The 21,449-nt window shown below is 68.7% G+C and carries 1 protein-coding gene; it reads right to left on the bottom strand.

Features of this window, described 5'->3' with window-relative positions; all coding sequences use genetic code 11:
* Positions 1-74 precede the first annotated feature (74 nt).
* Positions 75-21,434, bottom strand: coding sequence for an SDR family NAD(P)-dependent oxidoreductase (locus ACWEKS_RS33410; protein WP_452343787.1), 21,360 nt, complete (start codon positions 21,432-21,434; stop codon positions 75-77).
* Between the last annotated feature and the right edge of the window lie 15 nt (positions 21,435-21,449).

Here is a 21,449-nt window from a genome sequence, read left to right as displayed (position 1 = left end):
GGATCGGCAACCTTCCCGGGCAAGGCGGTAGGCGAGAACGACCGGGTGAGCCTGCGCTCACCCGGTCGTCGCTCTCAACCCGCGAGCCAGCCCTCGATTACGTCCGCGGCATCCGCCGAGCCGTCCTCCAGGATCGTGAAGTGATCGGCCTGGACCGGCACGACGGAATGCGTTGCGTCCCAGGGCTGGGCCTGCCAGTCCGCACGGTCCGATGAACTTCCCAGGAACGACTGGGCGCACTGGACGAACAAGGTCGGCGTGACAACGGGACCGGGCGCTATCTCCTGGAGCAGCCGGACATACCAGCCCATACCGGACAAGCGGGCCTGGTCGAAGCGGCCGAAGGTCGCCTCGTTGGACACCATGTGCTCGGCCATCGCCCGCAGCAGCCATTCGCCGCCGCCATCGTCCACCCGGTAGGTGTCGAGCATGACCACGCTCGCGGGCGCGGGTCCGCCCGCCGCCTCCAGGTGCTCGGTGAGGAGGTAGGCCAGCAGGCCGCCCGAGGAGTACCCGAGCAGCACGAACGGATCTCCTTGTGCCGCTTCGAGAACAGTGCGCGCCAGGGCCTCCAAGGCTGCCGTAGGCGTCGCCGGCAGGGGTTCTCCCGTCCGGCAGCCGATCGGCGACAGCGCCACGACCTCACGGGCAGTGCGCAGGTGCGAGGCGATCCTGGCGTACTGATGTGCGCCGCCAGTGGCCAGTGGCGGTGTGAGGCAGATGATCCGCGGCAGAGCCGAACCCGCGGCGACTCGCGCCGGAGCAGGGAGCCGATCCAGTTCGGATGCCGACGCGAACTGCTCGCGCAGCTCCGCCGCCAGATTCAGCAGGGCGAAGCCGGTGCCGACTCGCCCGGATTCCACTGCGCCGCGGAACATGCCGTACAGCGAGTCGTCCTCGCTCACCCGCTCGCTGTCGGTTCGAGTGGTTGTGGTGAGCTCCTTCCGCAGGTATCGGGCCAGTGCCGCAGGCGTTTTGTGATCGAAGATCGCGGCGGTCGGCAGGGTCAGGCCGGTGGAGGCATTCAGCGTGGTCCGCAACTCCATGGCGGCCAGTGAGTCGAACCCGGCCTCGAGGAAGTCGCGCTCGGGGTCGAGCGCGTCGGCGCTCTCGTGCCCGAGCAGCCTGGCGGCGTTCTCGAGGATGTGGGTCCGGAGCCACTGTTCCTGCTCGGACTCCGAGAGCTGCGCCAGCTGCCTGCGCAGCGCTCCCGCGTCCTGTGTTCCGCTGCTGTGCCGACGCCCGGCCCGCTTGGCCAGGTCGCCGAGCAGTGCGGGCACCGCGTCCCGGGCGCGCAACGCGGCCAGGTCGATCTCGACCGGCACGTGCACCGGACGCGTCGTGGACACTGCTGCGTCGAACAATTCGAGCGCCTTGCCCGCGGCCAGCGGCGGCATGCCCTGGCGACGCATGCGCAGCCGGTCGGCCTGGCTGAGCCATTGTGACAGTCCGGTTTCGATGTCCCACAGGCCGTAGGCGAGCGAGGTGGCCGGTAGGCCCTCGGCGTGCCGGGAGGTGGCGAGGGCGTCGAGGAACACGTTGGCCGCCGCGTAACCGCCCTGCCCGGCCGGCAGGATCGAGCCTGCGACCGAGGAGATCATCACGAATGCGGACAGTCCGGCGTCGCGGGTGAGCTCGTGCAGATACCACGCGGCGTCGGCCTTGGCGCCGAGGCAGTAGTCGATCTGCTCCGGCGTCAAGGCGTCGACCAGACCGTTGTGGGCGACGCCCGCCACGTGGACGACCGCACCCAGCGGATGCTCCGCGGGAATCGAAGCGAGCAGGTCCCGCAACGCATTCCGGTCGGTGACATCGCAGGCGGCCACGCGGACCCGGGCGCCGAGAGCGCCGAGTTCGTCGATCAGATCCGCGACGGCGTCCGGTCCGCGACGACCGGCCAGCAGCAGGTGCCGCACACCGTGTTCGGTCACCAGATGCTCGGCGATGTGGCGACCGATGCCGCCGGTGCCACCGGTGATCAGCACCGTCCGGTCGGGATCCCACGGTGCCTGCGGCTTCGGTTCGGGCGACGCGGCGCGAACCAGGCGCGGCACCCGCGCCCCGTCGGCGTCGACAGCCAGTTCCGGCTCACCCGAGATCGCCGCGGCGACCAGCTGATCCGCCGCTGTCTCCGCACGCGCCTCGATGAGCACGATCCGCCCGGGGTTCTCCGCCTGCGCCGCGCGCACCAGACCCCACACCGCGGCCGCGGCCGGGTCGGCCTCGGAGTCGGTGATCACCGCCAAAGTGGTTGCGGCGTAACGCTCTTCGCTCAGGAACTGCTGGATGACGCCGAGCGTGCGGTGCAGCGCCGTCCGCAACCGGGCCGGCACGTGGTCGCCATCGACCGGGGGTCGGAAGAGCAGGACCGACGCCGGCTCCGACGCGCCCCAGTCGGCCCACGAGACTCCCGCCGCCGAACCCAGTTCCGGACCGGGCCGCCAGGTGAGCTCGTACAGCGCGTCCTGCGAGGACCGGGCCGCGCCCGAGAGCAGTTCGACCGAGAGTGGGCGCAAGGCGAGCGAGCGTACCGAAAGCAGTGGCGCGCCACCGGAATCGGCCATCGCCAGGGTGATTTCTCCCTGATTCAGCCAGGTCAACCGGACCCGCACCCGCCGGGCGCCGTCCGCGTGCACACGCACCGAAGACCACGCGAACGGCACCAGGGTCGGCCGCTCGGCCTGCTCGTCCACGCCCTCGGGCAGGCCGAAGGACAGTGCGTGCATGGCCGAGTCGAGCAGCGCGGGATGCACACCGTAGCCCTGGGCCGAGGTCTGCTCGGGGAGAGCGACTTCGGCGAAAAGGTCCGCCCCGCGACGCCACAGGGCCGAAAGCCCTTGGAAGGCGGGCCCGTAGTGGTACCCGTTCTCCGCGAGTTCGTCGTAGGCCCCGTCCAACGGGACGGCCGTGGCGCCGGCCGGTGGCCACTGCACGAAGTCGGCCCAGCCGTCGTCGCCGGCCTCCTGGCCGGGGCTCACCGTGCCGTGCGCGTGGTGGGTCCACGAGAGCGACGGATCGTCCTCGTCCTTGCGCGAGTAGATGTCGAGCCCTCGGCGACCGGTCTCATCGCTATCGCCGACGATCACCTGGATCTGCACTCCGCCATGCCCGTGCAACACCAGCGGGGCCAGCAGTGTGAGCTCCTCGAGTTCCGGGCAGTCGACCTGGTCTCCGGCGTGCACGGCGAGTTCGACGAATCCGGTGCCCGGAAGCAGCACCGTGCCGAGCACGTCATGATCGGCCAGCCAGGGATGGGTGGCCGTGGACAGGCGGCCGGTGAACCTGACGCCGCCGCTCTCCGGCTGTGCCACCATCGCGCCGAGCATGGGGTGCTCGGTGGACCGCAGGCCGAGCGCGTGCGCCTCGCCGGTGTGCAGTGGGCCGGTGGCCCAGAAGCGGCGGTGCTGGAAGCTGTAGGTCGGGAGGTCGGTCTTCGTGCCACCGACTCCGGCGTAGTAGCTGGTCCAATCCACCGTCGCACCGGTGACATGCAGACGGGCGAGGCCCGTCAGCAGGGTCACGGGGCTCGCGTTGTCCCGACTGGTGAGGGCGATTGTGGTTGCGGTATCGAGGGTTTGGGCGATCATCGGGGTCAGCACCGCATCGGGACCGACCTCGGCGAACCTGGATACGCCGAGCTCGGCGGCCGTGGCGACCGCGTCGGCGAACCGGACGGTCTCCCGGACCTGACGCACCCAGTACGACGGATCCGACATCTCGTCGGTCACCCGTGCACCGGTCACCGTCGACACCAGCGGGATCCGGGGGCGGGCGAACGCCAAACCTTGTATCGCTGTGGCGAATTCGGCCAGCATCGGCTCCATGGACGCCGAATGGAAGGCATGCGAAACACGCAAACGATGCGTCCGCCAACCCTTTTGCGCACACCGCTCGACGACAGCGACGACATCGTCCTCAACGCCGGACAACACCACCGACGCAGGGCCATTCACCGCCGCGATCGACACCTCACCGGCCAGCAATGGCAGCACGTCGGCCTCGGACGCACCGACCGCGACCATCGCTCCGCCAGCGGGCAGCGCCTGCATCAACCGGCCACGCGCGGCCACCAGCACACACGCATCCGTCAGAGACAGCACCCCCGCCACATGCGCGGCAGCCACCTCACCGATCGAATGACCGGCCACGACATCCGCACGGACTCGCCAGGATTCGAGCAGACGGAACAACGCCACCTCGAACGCGAACAAACCCGCCTGCGCGAACACGGTCTGGTCCACGAGGTCAGCACTGGCCAACGCCGCATTCAACGAAACCTGCTGCCCCAGCAGCGGATCCAGCTCCGCGACAATCGCGTCGAACGCCTCGGCGAACACCGGGTACGCCGCACGCAAATCGGCAGCCATACCGGCCCACTGCGCACCCTGACCCGAGAACACCAGACCCGTCGAACCCGACGTCACGCGGCCGGTCACCACACCGGCGGCTTGCTCACCGGCAGCCAACGACCGCACGCCCGCGAGCAGACCATCGCGACTCTCGGCCACCACAACCGCGCGATGCTCGAAAACAGCACGCGTGGAGGCCAGGGAGAAGCCGACATCCGCCGGATTCAGGTCGCGATCATCGACATGGGACGCCAGGCGAGCAGCCTGACCGCGGAGCGCCTCGCCACTTCGTGCCGAAACCACCCAGGGCAGCAGTCCATCACCACGGTCCGTCGTCACCGGCGCCTGATCCACCGCCGGAGCTTGCTCGACGATGACGTGAGCATTCGTGCCACTGATACCGAACGAGGACACACCGGCACGACGCGGACGATCCACCTCCGGCCACGCGACTGCCTCGGTCAGCAACCGGATATGGCCTTCGCTCCAATCGACTTTGGTGCTGGGCGCATCGACGTGCAGGGTCTTGGGCAGCACGCCGTGGCGCATGGCCATCACCATCTTGATCACGCCACCCACACCGGCCGCGGCCTGAGAGTGACCGATGTTGGACTTCAACGACCCCAACCACAGCGGACGGTCCGCCGCACGGTCTTGGCCGTAGGTGGCCAGAAGCGCCTGGGCTTCGATGGGATCGCCCAGCGTCGTACCCGTGCCGTGGGCTTCCACCACATCGACCTCGACCGGCGAGATCCCGGCATTGGCCAATGCTTGGCGAATCACCCGGCGCTGCGAGGGACCGTTGGGCGCGGTCAGACCATTCGACGCGCCATCCTGATTCACCGCCGAACCGGCGATCACCGCGAGCACTCGGTGGCCGTTGCGCTGGGCGTCGGAGAGTCGTTCCAGCACCAGCATTCCGGCGCCTTCGGACCATCCGACACCATCGGCGGTGTCGGAGAAGGACTTACACCGCCCGTCGGGTGCGAGCCCGCGCTGACGGCTGAACTCCACGAAGGTCTCCGGGGTGGCCATCACCGCCACACCGCCGGCCAGCGCCAGGTCGCATTCACCCGACCGCAGCGACTGCGCCGCCAGATGCATTGCCACCAGGGACGACGAGCAGGCCGTGTCGACCGAGACGGCCGGGCCCTCCAATCCCAGGGTGTAGGCGATGCGACCGGAGACGAGACTGCCGGTCGCGCTGTTCCCGCTGCCCTGGGCGTAGTCGTGGTACATCACGCCGGTGAACACACCGGTCGAGCTGCCGCGCAGCACCGCCGGATCCACACCGGCGCGTTCCAGCGCCTCCCAGGTCGTTTCCAGGAGTTGCCGCTGTTGCGGATCCATCATCGTGGCTTCGTTGGGGCCGATGCCGAAGAAGTCCGCGTCGAATTCCGCAGCGGTGTGCAGGAATCCGCCTTCCCGGGTGTAGGACTTGCCCGCGCGGCCCGGTTCCGGATCGTAGATGCCGGTGATGTCCCAGCCTCGATCGGTCGGGAGGGTCGACACCGCATCCCCGCCGACCCGGACCAGTTCCCACAGCTCCTCGGGGGACGTGACGCCTCCGGGGTAGCGGCAGGCCATTCCGACGACGGCGATCGGGTCCGTGTCGACGGCTCTGCTGGCGGTCACCTCGACGTCGCGGCTGGTGCCGGCGAACTCGTCGGCCAGATATTCCGCCAGGGCCCGAGGTGTCGGGTAGTCGAACACCAAGGTCGCGGGCAGCTGCAACCCCGTGACAGCCTTGAGAGCGTTGCGGAACTCGATAGCGGTGATCGAATCGAAGCCCAACTCGCCGAAGGCTTTGTCCGCCGCGACCGCGTTCACGTTCTGATGACCGAGAATCGTGGCGACCTGCGCACGCACGATCTCCACGAGCACATCGAAACGTTCGCTCTCGGCAGTGTTCGCCAGCCGAGCCCGCAGCGCTGTGAAGGCGCCCGAGGCCGCTTTGCGGCGAGCCGGGATGAGGCCCGCGAAGAGCGCCGGCGCGGCAGTTCCCGCACTGCGGATGCTCTCGAAATCGAGACGGGCAAGAACCGGAGCCGCCACGTCGATCTCGAGGGCGGCATCGAACAGTGCGAGGCCCTGTTCCTCCGACAGCGGCAGCATGCCCGAGCGCGAAAGGCGTTGACGGTCAACGTCGCTGAGTTGCCCGGCCATGCCACCGTCCCAGAGACCCCAGGCCAGAGAAGTACCGCGGCTACCCGAAGCCCTGCGGTGTGCCGCCAGCGCATCCAGGCATGCGTTGGCCGCGGCGTAGTTGCCCTGGCCGGGGTTGCCGAAGGCACCGGCGACCGAGCTGAACAGCACGAACGCCTGCAATGGCAGTCCGGCGGTGAGTTCGTGCAGGTGCAGCGCGGCATCGACCTTGGGCCCCAGCACCGTGTCCATGCGCGCCGGGGTCAGCGAAGCGATCGCACCGTCGTCGAGGACACCGGCCAGGTGGAACACGCCCGTGAGCGGACGATCGGCGGGCACGCCTGCCAGCACCTCGGCGAGAGCGCCACGATCGGCGACATCACACGCGGCGAACTCGACCTCGGCACCCAGCTGCCGCAGCTCCGCCCCGAGTTCCGCAGCGCCAGGCGCGGATTCGCCGCGCCTGCTCAACAACAGCAGGCGACGGACGCCGCGGGCGGCGACCAGATGCCGGGCGAACATTCCGGCGAGCAACCCGCCCGCGCCGGTGATCAGAACGGTGTCGTCCGGATCGAAGGCGGGAGCGACGGTCGCCGCGGTGGCGGCCGCTCGGCCCAACCGCGCGATGTGCACCTGCCCGTCGCGCACGGCCAGCTGCGGCTCGGCGGCGGCCACGATGCCGCCGAGCAGCCCGTCGAGTGCGGAGTCGCTGTCGATCAACACGATCCGGCCGGGGTTCTCCGCCTGCGCGGCGCGGACCAGACCACCCACGGCGGCTCCGGCCAAGTTCGTAATGTCTTCCCCGGCAACCGAAACCGCGCCGCTGGTCCGAACGACCAGCACCGATTCGGTGAATCGCCGGTCCGCGATCCAGGACTGGAGGATCTCCAGAACGTCGTGCGCCGCAGCATGAATGGCGGCCAGATCGTCGCCCGTGGGGCACTCCAGCACGACCACCGGCGGGACCTGCTCACCGAGATCCGGCCACACTACCGCGGTGGCCTCGGTAGGACGCACCGTGATCGGCGTCCAGTCGATCTGGAACAGCCCATTGCCGATGACGGATGCGCCCATGGTCAGCTGCGCGGGATCGATCGGCCGGGAGGCCAGGTGCCGCACGGTCGCCACCGGAGCGCCGGTCGAGTCCGCCAGATCGATGGCAACGCCATGCTCGCCGGCACGGGTGAGCCGGACACGCAGGGCATCGGCGCCGGCCGCGTGCACGCTGACACCGGACCACTCGAACGGCAGCGCCAGCCCGGCGCCCGCCGCCGATGTGTCCTCGGCAAAACGCAACGCGTGCAACGCCGCATCCAGCAACGCCGGATGCAGACCGAACCGCTCCGCCTCGGCGCGGGCCGCCTCGGGCAGTTCGACCTCGGCGTAGAGCAGCCCGTCCGCGGCGCGCCACACCGACTTCAGCGCCTGGAACACCGGACCGTAGTGATAGCCCTGCGCATCGAGCGAGTCGTACGCACCATCGATGTCCACGGCGACCGCACCGGCCGGCGGCCATTGCACCAGATCGACAGGCGCACTGTCGATTCCGGGTGCGAGCACACCCTCGGAGTGCAAGGTCCACGCCGGCGCCGCATCGACGCCGTGCTCGGGGCGGGAGAAGATCCGCACCGCGCGACGGCCGGTCTCATCGGGTGCACCGGCCACGACGCGCACCGCGAGTCCCGCGGACTCCGGGAGTGCCAGCGGAACCTGGAGGACCAGTTCCTCGAGGGTCGAGCAGCCCACCTGTTCGCCGGCGTGCAGGGCGAGTTCGACCAGACCGGTGCCGGGGAACAGTACGGTGTCCATAACCGTGTGATCGGCGAGCCAGGGGTGTGCCTGCACCGACAGCCGGCCGGTGAGGGTCACCGCGTCGGAATCCGGTTGGGACACCACCACCGAGGCCAGGGGGTGTCCGGTGGCGGCGAGGCCCATGGCCCGGGCGTCACCGCCGGCGGCGGAGCCGTCGAGCATCCAGTAGCGGCCGCGCTGGAAAGCGTAGGTGGGCAAGTCGATTCGCCCGGCTCCGGTACCGGCGTAGAGGCCGGCCCAGTCGACGTGAGAGCCGGTCACGAACAGCCCGGCCACTCCGGCCAGCACGGCCGACGCATCCGCCTGACCACGACGCGCCAGCGCCACCACCGCGGCAGCACCGTCATCGAGAGTCTGGGCGACCATCGGGGTCAGTACCGCGTCGGGACCGACCTCGGCGAATCTGGACACACCCAGACCCGCCATCGCGGTGACCGCATCGGCAAAGCGGACGGTGTCCCGGACCTGATCCACCCAGTACGACGGATCCGACATCTCGTCACCGATCCGGGCACCGGTCACCGTCGACACCAACGGGATGCTCGGGCGGGCGAAGATCAAACCCTCGATCGCCGAAGCGAACTCGGCCAGCATCGGCTCCATCAACGCCGAATGGAAGGCATGCGAGACCCGCAACCGGTGCGTCCGCCAACCGTGTCCGGCACACCGCTCAGCGACCGCCACGACAGCGTCTTCGACGCCGGAGAGCACCACCGACGACGGGCCGTTGACCGCCGCGATCGACACCTCACCGGCGGGCACGTCACCGGCCGCCAGCAGCGCCCGAACGTCGGTCTCGGAGGCACCGACAGCGACCATCGCGCCACCGGTGGGCAATGCCTGCATCAAACGACCACGCGCGGCCACCAGCACACACGCATCCGTCAGAGACAGCACCCCCGCCACATGCGCGGCAGCCACCTCACCGATCGAGTGACCGGCCACGACATCGGCACGCATGCCCCAGGATGCGAGCAGACGGAACAACGCCACCTCGAACGCGAACAAACCCGCCTGCGCGAACACCGTCTGGTCGACCAAATCGGCGCCGGCCAAGGCTTCACTCAGCGAAACCTGCTGCCCCAGTAGCGGTTCCAGCTCGGCGACGATCGCGTCGAACGCCTCGGCGAACACCGGGTACGCCGCACGCAGCTCGGCAGCCATACCGGCCCACTGCGCACCCTGACCCGAGAACACCACACCCGTCGAGCCCGGCATCACACGACCGGACACCACAGCCGGAGTCGCTTCGCCGCGCCCCACCGCTCGAGTGCCGGCCCGCAGGCCGTCGTGCTCGGGGGACAACACCACGGCCCGATGGTCGAACAGCACCCTCGAAGTCACGAGCGAGAAGCCGATGTCGATCGGGTCGTGATCGTGGTCGTCCATATGGGACGTCAGGCGGGCAGCCTGCTCGGCAAGGGCCTCGTCGGTACGTGCCGAGAGCACCCACGGCAGCACTGCACCGGCCGGGGCGGTCTTGGCCACCGGAGCCGGGGCCGCTGCCGGAGCCAGTTCGACGATGAGGTGGGCATTGGTGCCGCTGATCCCGAAGGAGGACACACCGGCACGACGCGGACGATCCACCTCCGGCCAGGCGACGGCCTCGGTCAGCAGCCGGATATGACCTTCGCTCCAATCGACTTTGGTGCTGGGCTGATCCACGTGCAGCGTTCGCGGCAGCAGGCCATGGCGCATCGCCATGACCATCTTGATGACACCACCCACACCGGCCGCAGCCTGAGCGTGACCGATGTTGGACTTCAGCGAGCCCAACCACAGCGGACGATCCGCTTCACGGTCCTGCCCGTACGTCGCCAGTAGCGCCTGGGCTTCGATCGGATCGCCCAAAGTCGTTCCCGTGCCATGGGCTTCGACCACATCCACGTCGGCCGAAGTCACCCGGGCATTGGCCAGCGCTTGACGGATGACCCGCCGCTGCGAGGGACCGTTGGGTGCGGTCAGACCGTTCGACGCGCCATCCTGGTTCACCGCCGAACCGGCGATCACCGCGAGAATCTGGTGACCGTTACGCTGGGCATCGGAGAGTCGTTCCAGCACCAGCATTCCGGCGCCTTCGGACCAGGCGACGCCGTCGGCGGCGTCGGCGAAGGACTTGCATCGTCCATCCGGTGCGAGCCCGCGCTGACGACTGAACTCGAGGAACATGTCCGGGGTGGCCATCACGGCCACACCACCGGCCAATGCCAGATCGCACTCCCCCGACCGCAGCGACTGCGACGCCAGATGCAACGCCACCAGCGACGACGAACACGCCGTATCCACCGAGACAGCCGGGCCCTCCAATCCCAGCGTGTAAGCGATCCGGCCCGAGACCAGGCTGCCGCCGGTGCTGGCTCCGGTCCCGGTTCCCTGGGCGTAGTCGTGGTACATCACGCCGGTGAACACACCGGTCGAACTGCCGCGCAGCACCGCCGGATCCACACCCGCGCGTTCCAATGCCTCCCACGAGACCTCCAGCAGCAATCGCTGCTGGGGGTCCATCATCGTGGCTTCATTGGGGCTGATCCCGAAGAACTCCGCATCGAATTCCGCTGCGGAGTACAGGAATCCGCCCCGGCGCGTGTAGGTCCTGCCTGCTTTGCCGGGTTCGGGATCGTAGATGCCGTCGATGTCCCAGCCACGATCCACCGGCAACTCACCGGTGGTGTCGGCACCCGAGACGACGAGGCTCCACAGATCCTCCGGCGACATGACGCCACCCGGATAGCGACATCCCATCGCCACCACGGCAATCGGCTCGTCGTCGGCTCGGACCCGACTGGCCGCGAGCTCTTCGACGGCTCCGGTGCCGGTGAGTTGCGAACCGATGAACTCCGCGACGACCTGCGGATTGGGGTAGTCGAAGACGAGGGTGGCCGGTAGTTGCAGACCGGTCGCGGTATTGAGTTTGTTGCGGAACTCGACAGCGCTGAGCGAGTCGAAACCGAGCTGCTGGAAGGCCTGCCGGGGTTCCACAGCTGTCATGGAGGCGTGCCCGAGAATGTCGGCGGCAGTGGACCGGACGAGTTCGAGCAGCGCGCTGTCGCGATCACTGTCGGAGAGACCGGCCAGCTTTCGCAGGAAGGCCTGACCTGCCGCGGTGCGAGTCTGGCGGCGCACGGGCGTCGGGACGACCGAACGGAGGAGCGCCGGGATCCGCTCACCCTGGGTTCGCAGGATGGCCGGATCGACTCGCAGCGCGACCAGTTGGGCGTCGTCGGTGGCGATCGCCGCATCGAACAGCGCCAGGCCCTCGGCCTCGGTCAGCGGCGGGTAGCCCTGCCGCCGCATCCGGTCGAAGTCGCTCTCGGACAGCTCAGCGCCGAGCGCGGTGGACCGCGCCCACAACCCGTAATCGATGGATGTGGCGGGCAATCCCAGGCCGCGACGGTGGGCGGCGAGCGCGTCCAGGAAGACATTCGCGGCGGCGTAGTTGGCTTGGCCGGCGGCCAGCACCAGGCCACCTGCCGACGACACCAGCACGAACAACTCCAGCGACCGGTCGCGGGTGAGTTCGTGCAGATGCCACGCGGCGTCGACCTTGGGCCGGAACACCTGCTCGATGCGGTCGGGCGTGATCGATTCGATCAGGCCGTTGTCGGCGGTTCCGGCCGCGTGGATCACTCCGGCCAGGGGGTGCTGGTCGGAGATGGTGTCGAGCAGGGCGGCCAGCGCGTCTCGATCGGACACGTCGCACGCGGCGATGGTGACCTCGGCGCCGAGCTCGACGAGTTCGTCGCGCAGCTCGGTGGCTCCCGGCGCATCCGGGCCACGACGACCCGTCAGAAGCAGTTGGCGCACACCGTGTTCGGTCACCAGGTGCCGGGCGATCACCGCACCGAGACCACCGGTGCCGCCGGTGATCAGCACCGTGCCCGACGCTGCCGATCGAACAATCGTGCCCGAAGCGTGGCGGCTCAAACGCGGCACGAGCACCCTCGTGCCGCGGAGGGCAACCTCGGGTTCCGACGCGACAGCGGCGACCGCGGTTGCGGCAGCGAACGACTCACCGTCGCCATCCAGATCGAGAAGCTGGAAACGACCCGGGTGTTCGGCCTGCGCTGCCCGGACCAGCCCCCACACCGGGGCCTGATCCAGGCGCACCTGCTCCACATCGGCGACGGTCACCGCATGCCTGGTGAGCACCACCAAACGGGAACCGGCGAACCGGGATTCGGCCAGCCACCGCTGAACGGTATCCAGGGCGCCGGTGACAACCTGCCGTGCGGCCTCCGGCTCGCGGCCGAACCCACGGGGGCAGTCCAGCAAGACGATCTCAGGGACAACCGCATCGGGGTTCGCATCCAGATCGGCGATCAATGCCGCGAGATCACGGTGGCCCGGCACCCCGTCGGCGCCCTGATCAGAACCGAGGATCGCCAGCCGATCCGGCTCGACCGTCACCCCGTCCGACAACCCGGCGGCGACCCACTCCACGCCGAAAAGGGCTTCCGACGCGCGCCGGCCGCCGAGCCGATCGGCCGACACCGGCCGGGAGACCAGAGCGTCCACCGACAACACCGGTTGCCCTTGCTCGTCGGCGAGCTGGACGGCGAACCTATTGTCCTGCACCGCGATACGTACTCGCACTGCGGCAGCACCGACCGCGTGCAGCGCCACCCGGTTCCAGGTGAAGGGCAGCACCGGCGAATCACCGCCGCCGTTGCGACGGCCGTGCACGATTCCGGCATGCAGAGCGGCGTCGAACAGTGCCGGATGGATGCCGAAGCCGTTGGCTCCCTGCGGATCCGGGAGCGCGACCTCGGCGAACAGTTCTCCATCACGGTGCCATGCGGCCTGCAAACCCTGGAACAGGGGGCCGTAACCGTAGCCGAGATCGAACAGCTCGTCGTAGACGCCGTCGATATCCATCGGCTGCGCACCGGCCGGAGGCCACGCGGCAAGATCGAAATCCGCCGCCACCTCGTCCGGCGCGAGCACACCTTCGGCGTTCAATATCCACGATGACGCGGAATCGGCGCCACTGTCGGGGCATGAGAAGATCCGCACACCGCGACGACCCGCGCCGTCCGGGGCAGCGACCACCACGCGCACCGCGACCCCGGCCGACTCCGGAAGCACCAGCGGCGCTTGCAGGACCAGCTCGTCCAGGGTCGCGCAGCCGACGTGTTCTCCGGCCTGCAGGGCGAGTTCGACCAGTCCGGTGCCGGGCAGTAGGACGGTGTCCATGACCTTGTGATCGGCCAGCCATGGCTGGGTCTGGGCCGACAAACGGCCGCTGAGCGTGACCACCTCGGAATCCGGCTGCGAGACCACGGCCGAAACCAGCGGATGCCCGCTGGCCACGAAACCCATCGACCGGGCGTCGCCACTACCGGTGGACGTCGGGGCCATCCAATAGCGCCGGCGCTGGAAAGCGTAGGTGGGCAGGTCGATTCGCCGAGCACCGGAACCGGTGTACAGAGCGGCCCAATCGACCTGGGCGCCGGTGACGAACAACCCGGCCACTCCGCCCAGGAGCGTCGTCACATCGGCCCGATCGCGACGCGCCAGCGCGACCGCCGCGGCGGCACCGTCATCCAGGGTCTGGGCGACCATGGGGGTCAGCACCGCGTCCGGACCGACCTCGGCGAACCTGGACACGCCCGAATCAGCCATCGCCACAACGGCATCCGCGAAGCGCACCGACTCCCGGACCTGACCCACCCAGTACGACGGATCACACATCTCGCCGACGATCCGAGCGCCGGTCACGGTGGACACCAGCGGGATGTTCGGGCGGGCGAACGCCAAACCCTCGATCGCCGTGGCGAATTCGGCCAGCATCGGCTCCATCAGAACCGAATGGAAAGCGTGCGACACACGCAGTCGATGAGTGCGCCACCCCTGCTCGGCGCAACGATCGGCAACAGCCACGACATCGTCCTCGACGCCGGACAACACCACCGACGACGGGCCGTTGACCGCCGCGATCGACACCCGACCGGCCACCAGCAGCGGCAGCACATCGGCCTCCGAGGCGCCGACCGCGACCATCGCCCCACCAGTGGGCAATGCCTGCATCAACCGGCCACGCGCCGCCACCAGCACACACGCATCCGCCAGAGACAACACACCGGCCACATGCGCGGCAGCGACCTCACCGATCGAATGACCCGCCACCACATCGGCACGCACACCCCAGGATTCGAGCAGACGGAACAGCGCCACCTCGAACGCGAACAAACCCGCCTGCGCGAACACGGTCTGATTGACCAGATCACTGTCGACCAAAGCCTCGCCCAGCGAAACCTGCTGCCCCAGCATGGGATTCAGCTCGGCGACGATGGCGTCGAATGTCTCGGCGAATACTGGGTACGCGGCACGCAGTTCGTTAGCCATACCGGCCCACTGCGCACCCTGACCCGAGAACACCACACCGGTCGAACCCGACACCGGGCGACCGGTCACCACACCGGGTGCCTGCACACCGGTAGCCAACGACCGTAGTCCCGCGAGGAGACCTTCGCGCCCCTCGGCCACGACGACAGCACGATGCTCGAGCACAGTGCGCGTGGACGCCAGTGAGAAACCGATATCGATCGGATCGTGTTCGCCCACAGACGATGCCAAGCGAGCAGCCTGGGCGGCGAGAGCGTCACCGCCGCGCGCCGAAACCACCCACGGCAGCGCCGCCGGAACGGTCTCGATCACCGGCGCCGACTCCGCCACCGGAGCTACCGGGGCCTGCTCGACGATGAGGTGAGCGTTGGTGCCGCTGATACCGAAGGACGACACACCCGCACGACGCGGACGATCCGTCTCCGGCCACGCCACCGGCTCGGTCAGCAACCGCACGTGGCCCTCGGACCAGTCGACCTTGGTGCTGGGCTGATCAGCGTGCAGCGTTCGGGGTAGGACCCCGTGCTGCATCGCCATGACCATCTTGATCACGCCACCGACACCCGCCGCGGCTTGGGCGTGACCGATGTTGGACTTCAGCGACCCCAGCCACAATGGCCGGTCCGCATCACGATCCTGGCCGTAGGTCGCAAGCAGCGCTTGGGCTTCGATCGGATCGCCCAGCGTCGTACCGGTGCCGTGGGCCTCCACCGCGTCCACCTCGACCGGCGAGATCCCGGCATTGGCCAGCGCCTGGCGAATCACTCGCCGCTGCGAGGGACCGTTCGGCGCGGTCAGACCGTTCGACGCGCCATCCTGATTCACCGCCGAGCCGGCGATCACCGCGAGGACCTGATGGCCGTTGCGGCAGGCGTCGGCCAGTCGCTCCAGGACCAGCACACCGGCACCTTCGGACCAACCGACCCCATCGGCGGTGTCGGAGAAGGACTTACACCGACCATCCGGGGACAAGCCCCGCTGACGGCTGAACTCCACGAAGGTCTCCGGCGTGGCCATCACCGCCACACCACCGGCCAGCGCCAGGTCGCATTCACCCGACCGCAGCGACTGCGCGGCCAGATGCATGGCCACGAGCGAGGATGAACATGCCGTGTCCACGGTGACCGCCGGGCCTTCGAGCCCGAACACGTACGAGACCCGGCCCGAGACCAAGCTCCCGGTTGCGTTGTTCCCGGTTCCTTGCGCGTAGTCGTGGTACATCATGCCGGTGAAGACACCGGTCGAGCTGCCACGCAGTACCGCCGGGTCCACACCGGCGCGCTCCAGCGCCTCCCACGAGACTTCCAGCAGCAACCGCTGCTGGGGATCCATCATCGCGGCTTCGTTGGGGCTGATCCCGAAGAATTCCGCGTCGAATTCCGCTGCGGAGTAGAGGAATCCGCCCTGACGGGTGTACGTCTTGCCCGCGTGACCGGGCTCGGGGTCGTAGATGCCCTCGATGTCCCAGCCTCGATCCGTCGGCATCTCGCCGGTGGCATCGATGCCGGAGGTGACGAGCTTCCACAGGTCTTCGGGCGAGGCGACTCCGCCCGGATAGCGGCAGCTCATCGCTACCACCGCAATCGGCTCGTCGTCGACGGCCGCGCTGGCGGTGACCTCGGTCTCCCGGCCGGTGCCGGTGAATTCGTCGGCCAGATATCTCGCCAGCGACTGCGGTGTCGGGTAGTCGAATACCAGTGTCGCGGGCAGCGATAGGCCGGTGACGGCTTTGAGGGCGTTGCGGAACTCGACAGCGGTGATCGAGTCGAAGCCCAGCTCGCCGAAGGCCTTGTCCGCCGCGATCGCGTTCGTGTTCTGATGACCGAGGATCGCCGCGACCTGACCGCGCACGATCTCCACGAGCACGCCGAAACGCTCGCTGTCGGAAGTGTTGGCCAGCCGAGCACGCAATGGCGTCGCCGCACCCGAGGCCGCTCTGCGGCGTGCCGGGATCAAGCCGGAAAACAGTGCGGGCACGGCGAATTCGGCGCCTCGCAGGCTGTCCAGGTCCAGACGGGCGAGGATGGGGGCGGGCACGTCGCTCGCGGTGGCGGCGTCGAACAAAGCCACGCCCTGGTCCTCCGACAGCGGCAGCAGGCCCGAACGCGAAATGCGGTGCAGGTCAGCGTCGCTGAGCTGCCCGGCCATGCCCCCGTCCCACAGACCCCAGGCCAGGGACTGTGAGTGGCTGCCCGAGGCCCTGCGCAGGGCCGCGAGCGCATCCAGGCACGCATTGGCCGCGGCATAGTTGCCCTGTCCGGCATTGCCGAACGCACCGGCGACCGAGCTGAACAGCACGAACGCCTTCAGCGGCAGGTCGGCGGTGAGTTCGTGCAGGTGCAGCGCGGCATCGACCTTGGGTCCCAGCACCGCATCCATCCGGGCCGGGGTGAGCGACGCGATGGCGCCGTCGTCGAGGACGCCGGCCATATGGAACACGCCGGTGAGCGGATGTGCGGCAGGCACATTCGCGATCGCCTGCGCGAGGGCGTCGCGATCGGCGACATCACACGCGACGAACTCGACCTCCGCGCCGCGCCGCTGCAGCTCCGTGCGCAACTCCGCGGCGCCGGGAGCGGCCTCGCCGCGTCGGCTCAGCAGCAACAGGCGACGCACGCCATGGGTGTCGACCAGGTGCTGGGCGAACAGTCCACCGAGCAGACCACTCGCACCGGTGATCAGAACGGTGTCGTCCGGATCGAAGGGGTCGGTCGCCGACGCGGTCGCCGCGCTGGCCCGGCTCAGCCGCGCACCGTGTACCTGCCCGGCACGCAAGGCCACCTGTGGTTCCTGTGCGGTGAGAATCCCGCCGAGCAGCCCGTCGAGCGCGGAGTCGGTGTCCACCAACACGATCCGGCCGGGGTTCTCCGCCTGCGCGGAGCGAACCAGGCCGCCGACGGCAGCACCGGCCAGGTTCGTAATGTCCTCCCCGGCAACCGATACGGCTCCACTGGTCCGAACCACCAGCGTCGACTCGGCGAACCGAGCATCGGCGATCCAGGACTGAACCACCGCGAGAGTCGCATGGGTCGCGGCGTGGATGGCCGCGGCGTCGTTGCCCTCCGGGCAATCGAACACGACCGCGGCCGGAACCTCGTCACCCAGATCCGCCCACGACACCGTGCCGACTTCGACCTCACCGACCGAGATCGGCTCCCAGCCGATCTGGAACAGCGCATTGCCGACCGCGGATGCGCCGCCCGTGAGCTGCGCGGGATCGATGGGCCGGGAAGCCAGCTGCCGCACCGTCGCCACCGGGGTACCGGTCGGGTCCGCCAGATCCAGGGTGACCGCGTGCTCGCCGACGCGGGTGAGCCGGACGCGCAGCGCGCCCGCTCCGGTCGCGTGCACGGCGACACCGGACCACTCGAACGGCAAGGCCAGCCCGGCACCCTCCGCGGGCATGCCGTCGGCGAAGCGCAGGGCATGCAGAGCGGCATCGAGCAATGCCGGATGCACACCGAACCGCTTGGCGTCCGGACGGGCCTGCTCCGGCAGCTCGACCTCGGCATAGAGCAGCCCGTCGGTGCCCCGCCACACCGAGGTCAGCGCCTGGAACACCGGACCGTAGTGATAGCCCTGCGCATCGAGGGAGTCGTACACACCGTCGATATCGACGAGTGTGGCGCCGGCGGGCGGCCACTGCGCCAAATCCGCTGGCGCGCTGTCGAATCTCGATGTGAGCACGCCTTCGGCGTTCAATGTCCACAACGGCACCGCATCGACACCGTCATCGGGGCAGGAATAGACCCGCACCCCGCGTCGGCCCGCAGCGTCCTGAGCACCGACCACCACGCGCACCGCGACGCCTGCCGACTCCGGCAGCACCAGCGGCACCCGCAGGACCAACTCCTCGAGGGTCGAGCAGCCGACCTGCTCCCCCGCCTGCAAGGCGAGTTCGACCAAACCGGTGCCGGGGAACAGCACGGTGTCCATCACCCGGTGATCGGCCAGCCAAGGATGCGTCTGCGCCGACAGTCGGCCGGTGAGGGTGACCGCGTCGGAATCCGGTTGCGACACCACCACCGGGACCAGGGGATGTCCGGTGGCCGCCAGGCCCATCGCCCGGGCATCGCCACCGACAGCGCCTGCGGCGATCCAGAAGCGCCGATGCTGGAATGCGTAGGTGGGCAGGTCGATTCGCTGAGCACCGGAGCCGGCATAGAAACCGGCCCAATCGACGTCGGCACCGGATACGAACAGCGCGGCCACCCCGGACAGCACGGAGAACGAATCGGCCCGATCCCGGCGCGCCAAGGCCACCACCGTGGCGGCGTCGTCGAGAGTCTGGGCGATCATGGGGGTCAGCACGGCGTCGGGTCCGACCTCGGCGAACCGGGACACGCCCGAATTCGCCATCGCGGCAACCGCATCGGCGAACCGCACGGTGTCGCGGACCTGACCGACCCAATACGACGGATCGATCATTTCTTCGGCGATTCGCACGCCGGTGACCGTGGAAATCAACGGGATGGTGGGACGAGCGAACGCCAAACCAGCTATCGCCGTGGCGAACTCGGCCAGCATCGGTTCCATCAGGGCCGAGTGGAAAGCATGCGACACCCGCAACTTGTGTGTACGCCAACCACGCTCGGCACACGCCTCGACAACGGCGGCGACCGCGTCCTCGACACCGGAGAGCACCACCGACGACGGACCATTCACCGCCGCGATCGACACACCACCGGCCACCAGCAGCGGCAGCACATCGGCCTCCGACGCGCCGACCGCGACCATCGCCCCACCAGTGGGCAATGCCTGCATCAACCGGCCACGCGCCGCCACCAGCACACACGCATCCGCCAGAGACAACACACCGGCCACATGCGCGGCAGCGACCTCACCGATCGAATGACCCGCCACCACATCGGCACGCACACCCCAGCATTCGAGCAGACGGAACAACGCCACCTCGAACGCGAACAAACCCGCCTGCGCAAACACCGTCCGATCAACCAGATCAGCGTCCGCCAACGCCTCGCTCAACGAAACCGACTGCCCCAGCAACGGATCCAGCTCAGCAACGATCCCGTCGAATGTCTCAGCGAATGCCGGATATGCGGCACGCAGCTCGACAGCCATACCGGCCCACTGCGCACCCTGACCCGAGAACACCACACCCGTCGAACCCGACACCACACGACCGGACACGACGCCAGGAATGGTTTCGGTGCGGCCCAGCGCCCCGACTCCCGCCAGGAGACCATCGCGGTCCTCGGCCACCACAACTGCGCGATGCTCGAGAACAGCCCGCGTCGATGCCAGCGAGAAACCGAGATCGATCGGATCATGTTCGGCCGCATGCGATGTCAGGCGAGCAGCCTGACCGGCGAGAGCCTCGTCGCTGCGTGCCGAAACCACCCACGGGAGCAGCCCACCGGCCGGGACGGTCTTCGCCACCGGCGCCTGATCCACGGCCGGCTCGGTCACCGGGGCCTGCTCGACGATGACGTGTGCGTTGGTGCCGCTGATGCCGAACGAGGACACACCGGCACGACGCGGACGATCCACCTCCGGCCACGCCACCAACTCGGTCAGCAACCGGACATGGCCCTCGGACCAATCCACCTTCGTGGAGGGCTGATCCACATGCAGGGTTCGGGGCAGCACGCCATGGCGCATCGCCATGACCATCTTGATCACACCGCCCACACCGGCCGCAGCCTGAGCGTGACCGATATTGGACTTCAGCGAGCCCAACCACAATGGCCGGTCCGCGTCGCGCGCCTGCCCGTACGTCGCCAGCAGCGCCTGAGCTTCGATCGGATCGCCCAAAGTCGTACCGGTGCCGTGGGCTTCGACGACATCCACCTCCGCCGGGGACACCCCCGCATTGGTCAGCGCCTGGCGGATGACCCGTCGCTGCGAGGGACCGTTGGGTGCGGTCAGACCATTGGACGCGCCATCCTGGTTCACCGCCGAACCGGCGATCACCGCGAGAATCCGATGCCCATTGCGCTGGGCGTCGGATAGTCGCTCCAACACCAGAACACCGACGCCCTCGGACCAGCCGACCCCATCGGCGGTGTCGGAGAAGGACTTACACCGACCATCCGGAGACAAGCCCCGCTGACGGCTGAACTCCACGAAGGTCTCCGGGGTGGCCATCACCGCCACACCACCGGCCAATGCCAGATCGCACTCCCCCGACCGCAGCGAGGCAGCCGCGGAATGCATTGCCACCAATGAGGACGAGCACGCCGTGTCCACGGTGACCGACGGCCCTTCCAGGCCGAAAACATACGAGACCCGGCCGGAGGCAATGGATCCCGAGTTCGCATTGGCCGGATAGTCGTGGTACATCATGCCGACCCAGACGCCGGTCCGGCTGCCCTTCAGCGAGCCGGGGTCGACACCGGCCCGCTCGAACGCCTCCCATGAGGTCTCCAGCAGCAGGAACTGCTGCGGATCCATGAGCGCGGCTTCATTGGGACTGATATTGAAGAACGCGGGGTCGAATTCACCTGCGGAATGCAGGAATCCGCCCTCGCGGGTATAGGTGCTGTTCGGTGTCTCCCCGGTCGCGTCGTGGAGGCGATCGACATCCCAGCCACGATTGCCGGGGAACTCCGAGGTCGCGTCCGTTCCCTCCGCGACCAGATTCCACAGATCCTCAGGCGAACTGACCCCACCCGGGTACCGGCAGGCCATACCCACAATCGCGATCGGTTCGCGAAGAGCCGCGTCGAGCTTGCGATTGCGGGCACGCAACCGCTCCGTCTCCTTGAGCGAGACGCGCAATGCCTGAGCGAGCTTCTGAGTATTGTCTTCGGGCTTCGTCATTAGTGTGCTAGCTCT

It is taken from the genome of Nocardia sp. NPDC004711 (genome assembly GCF_053601595.1).
This window is presented reverse-complemented; position numbering and strand designations above follow the sequence as displayed.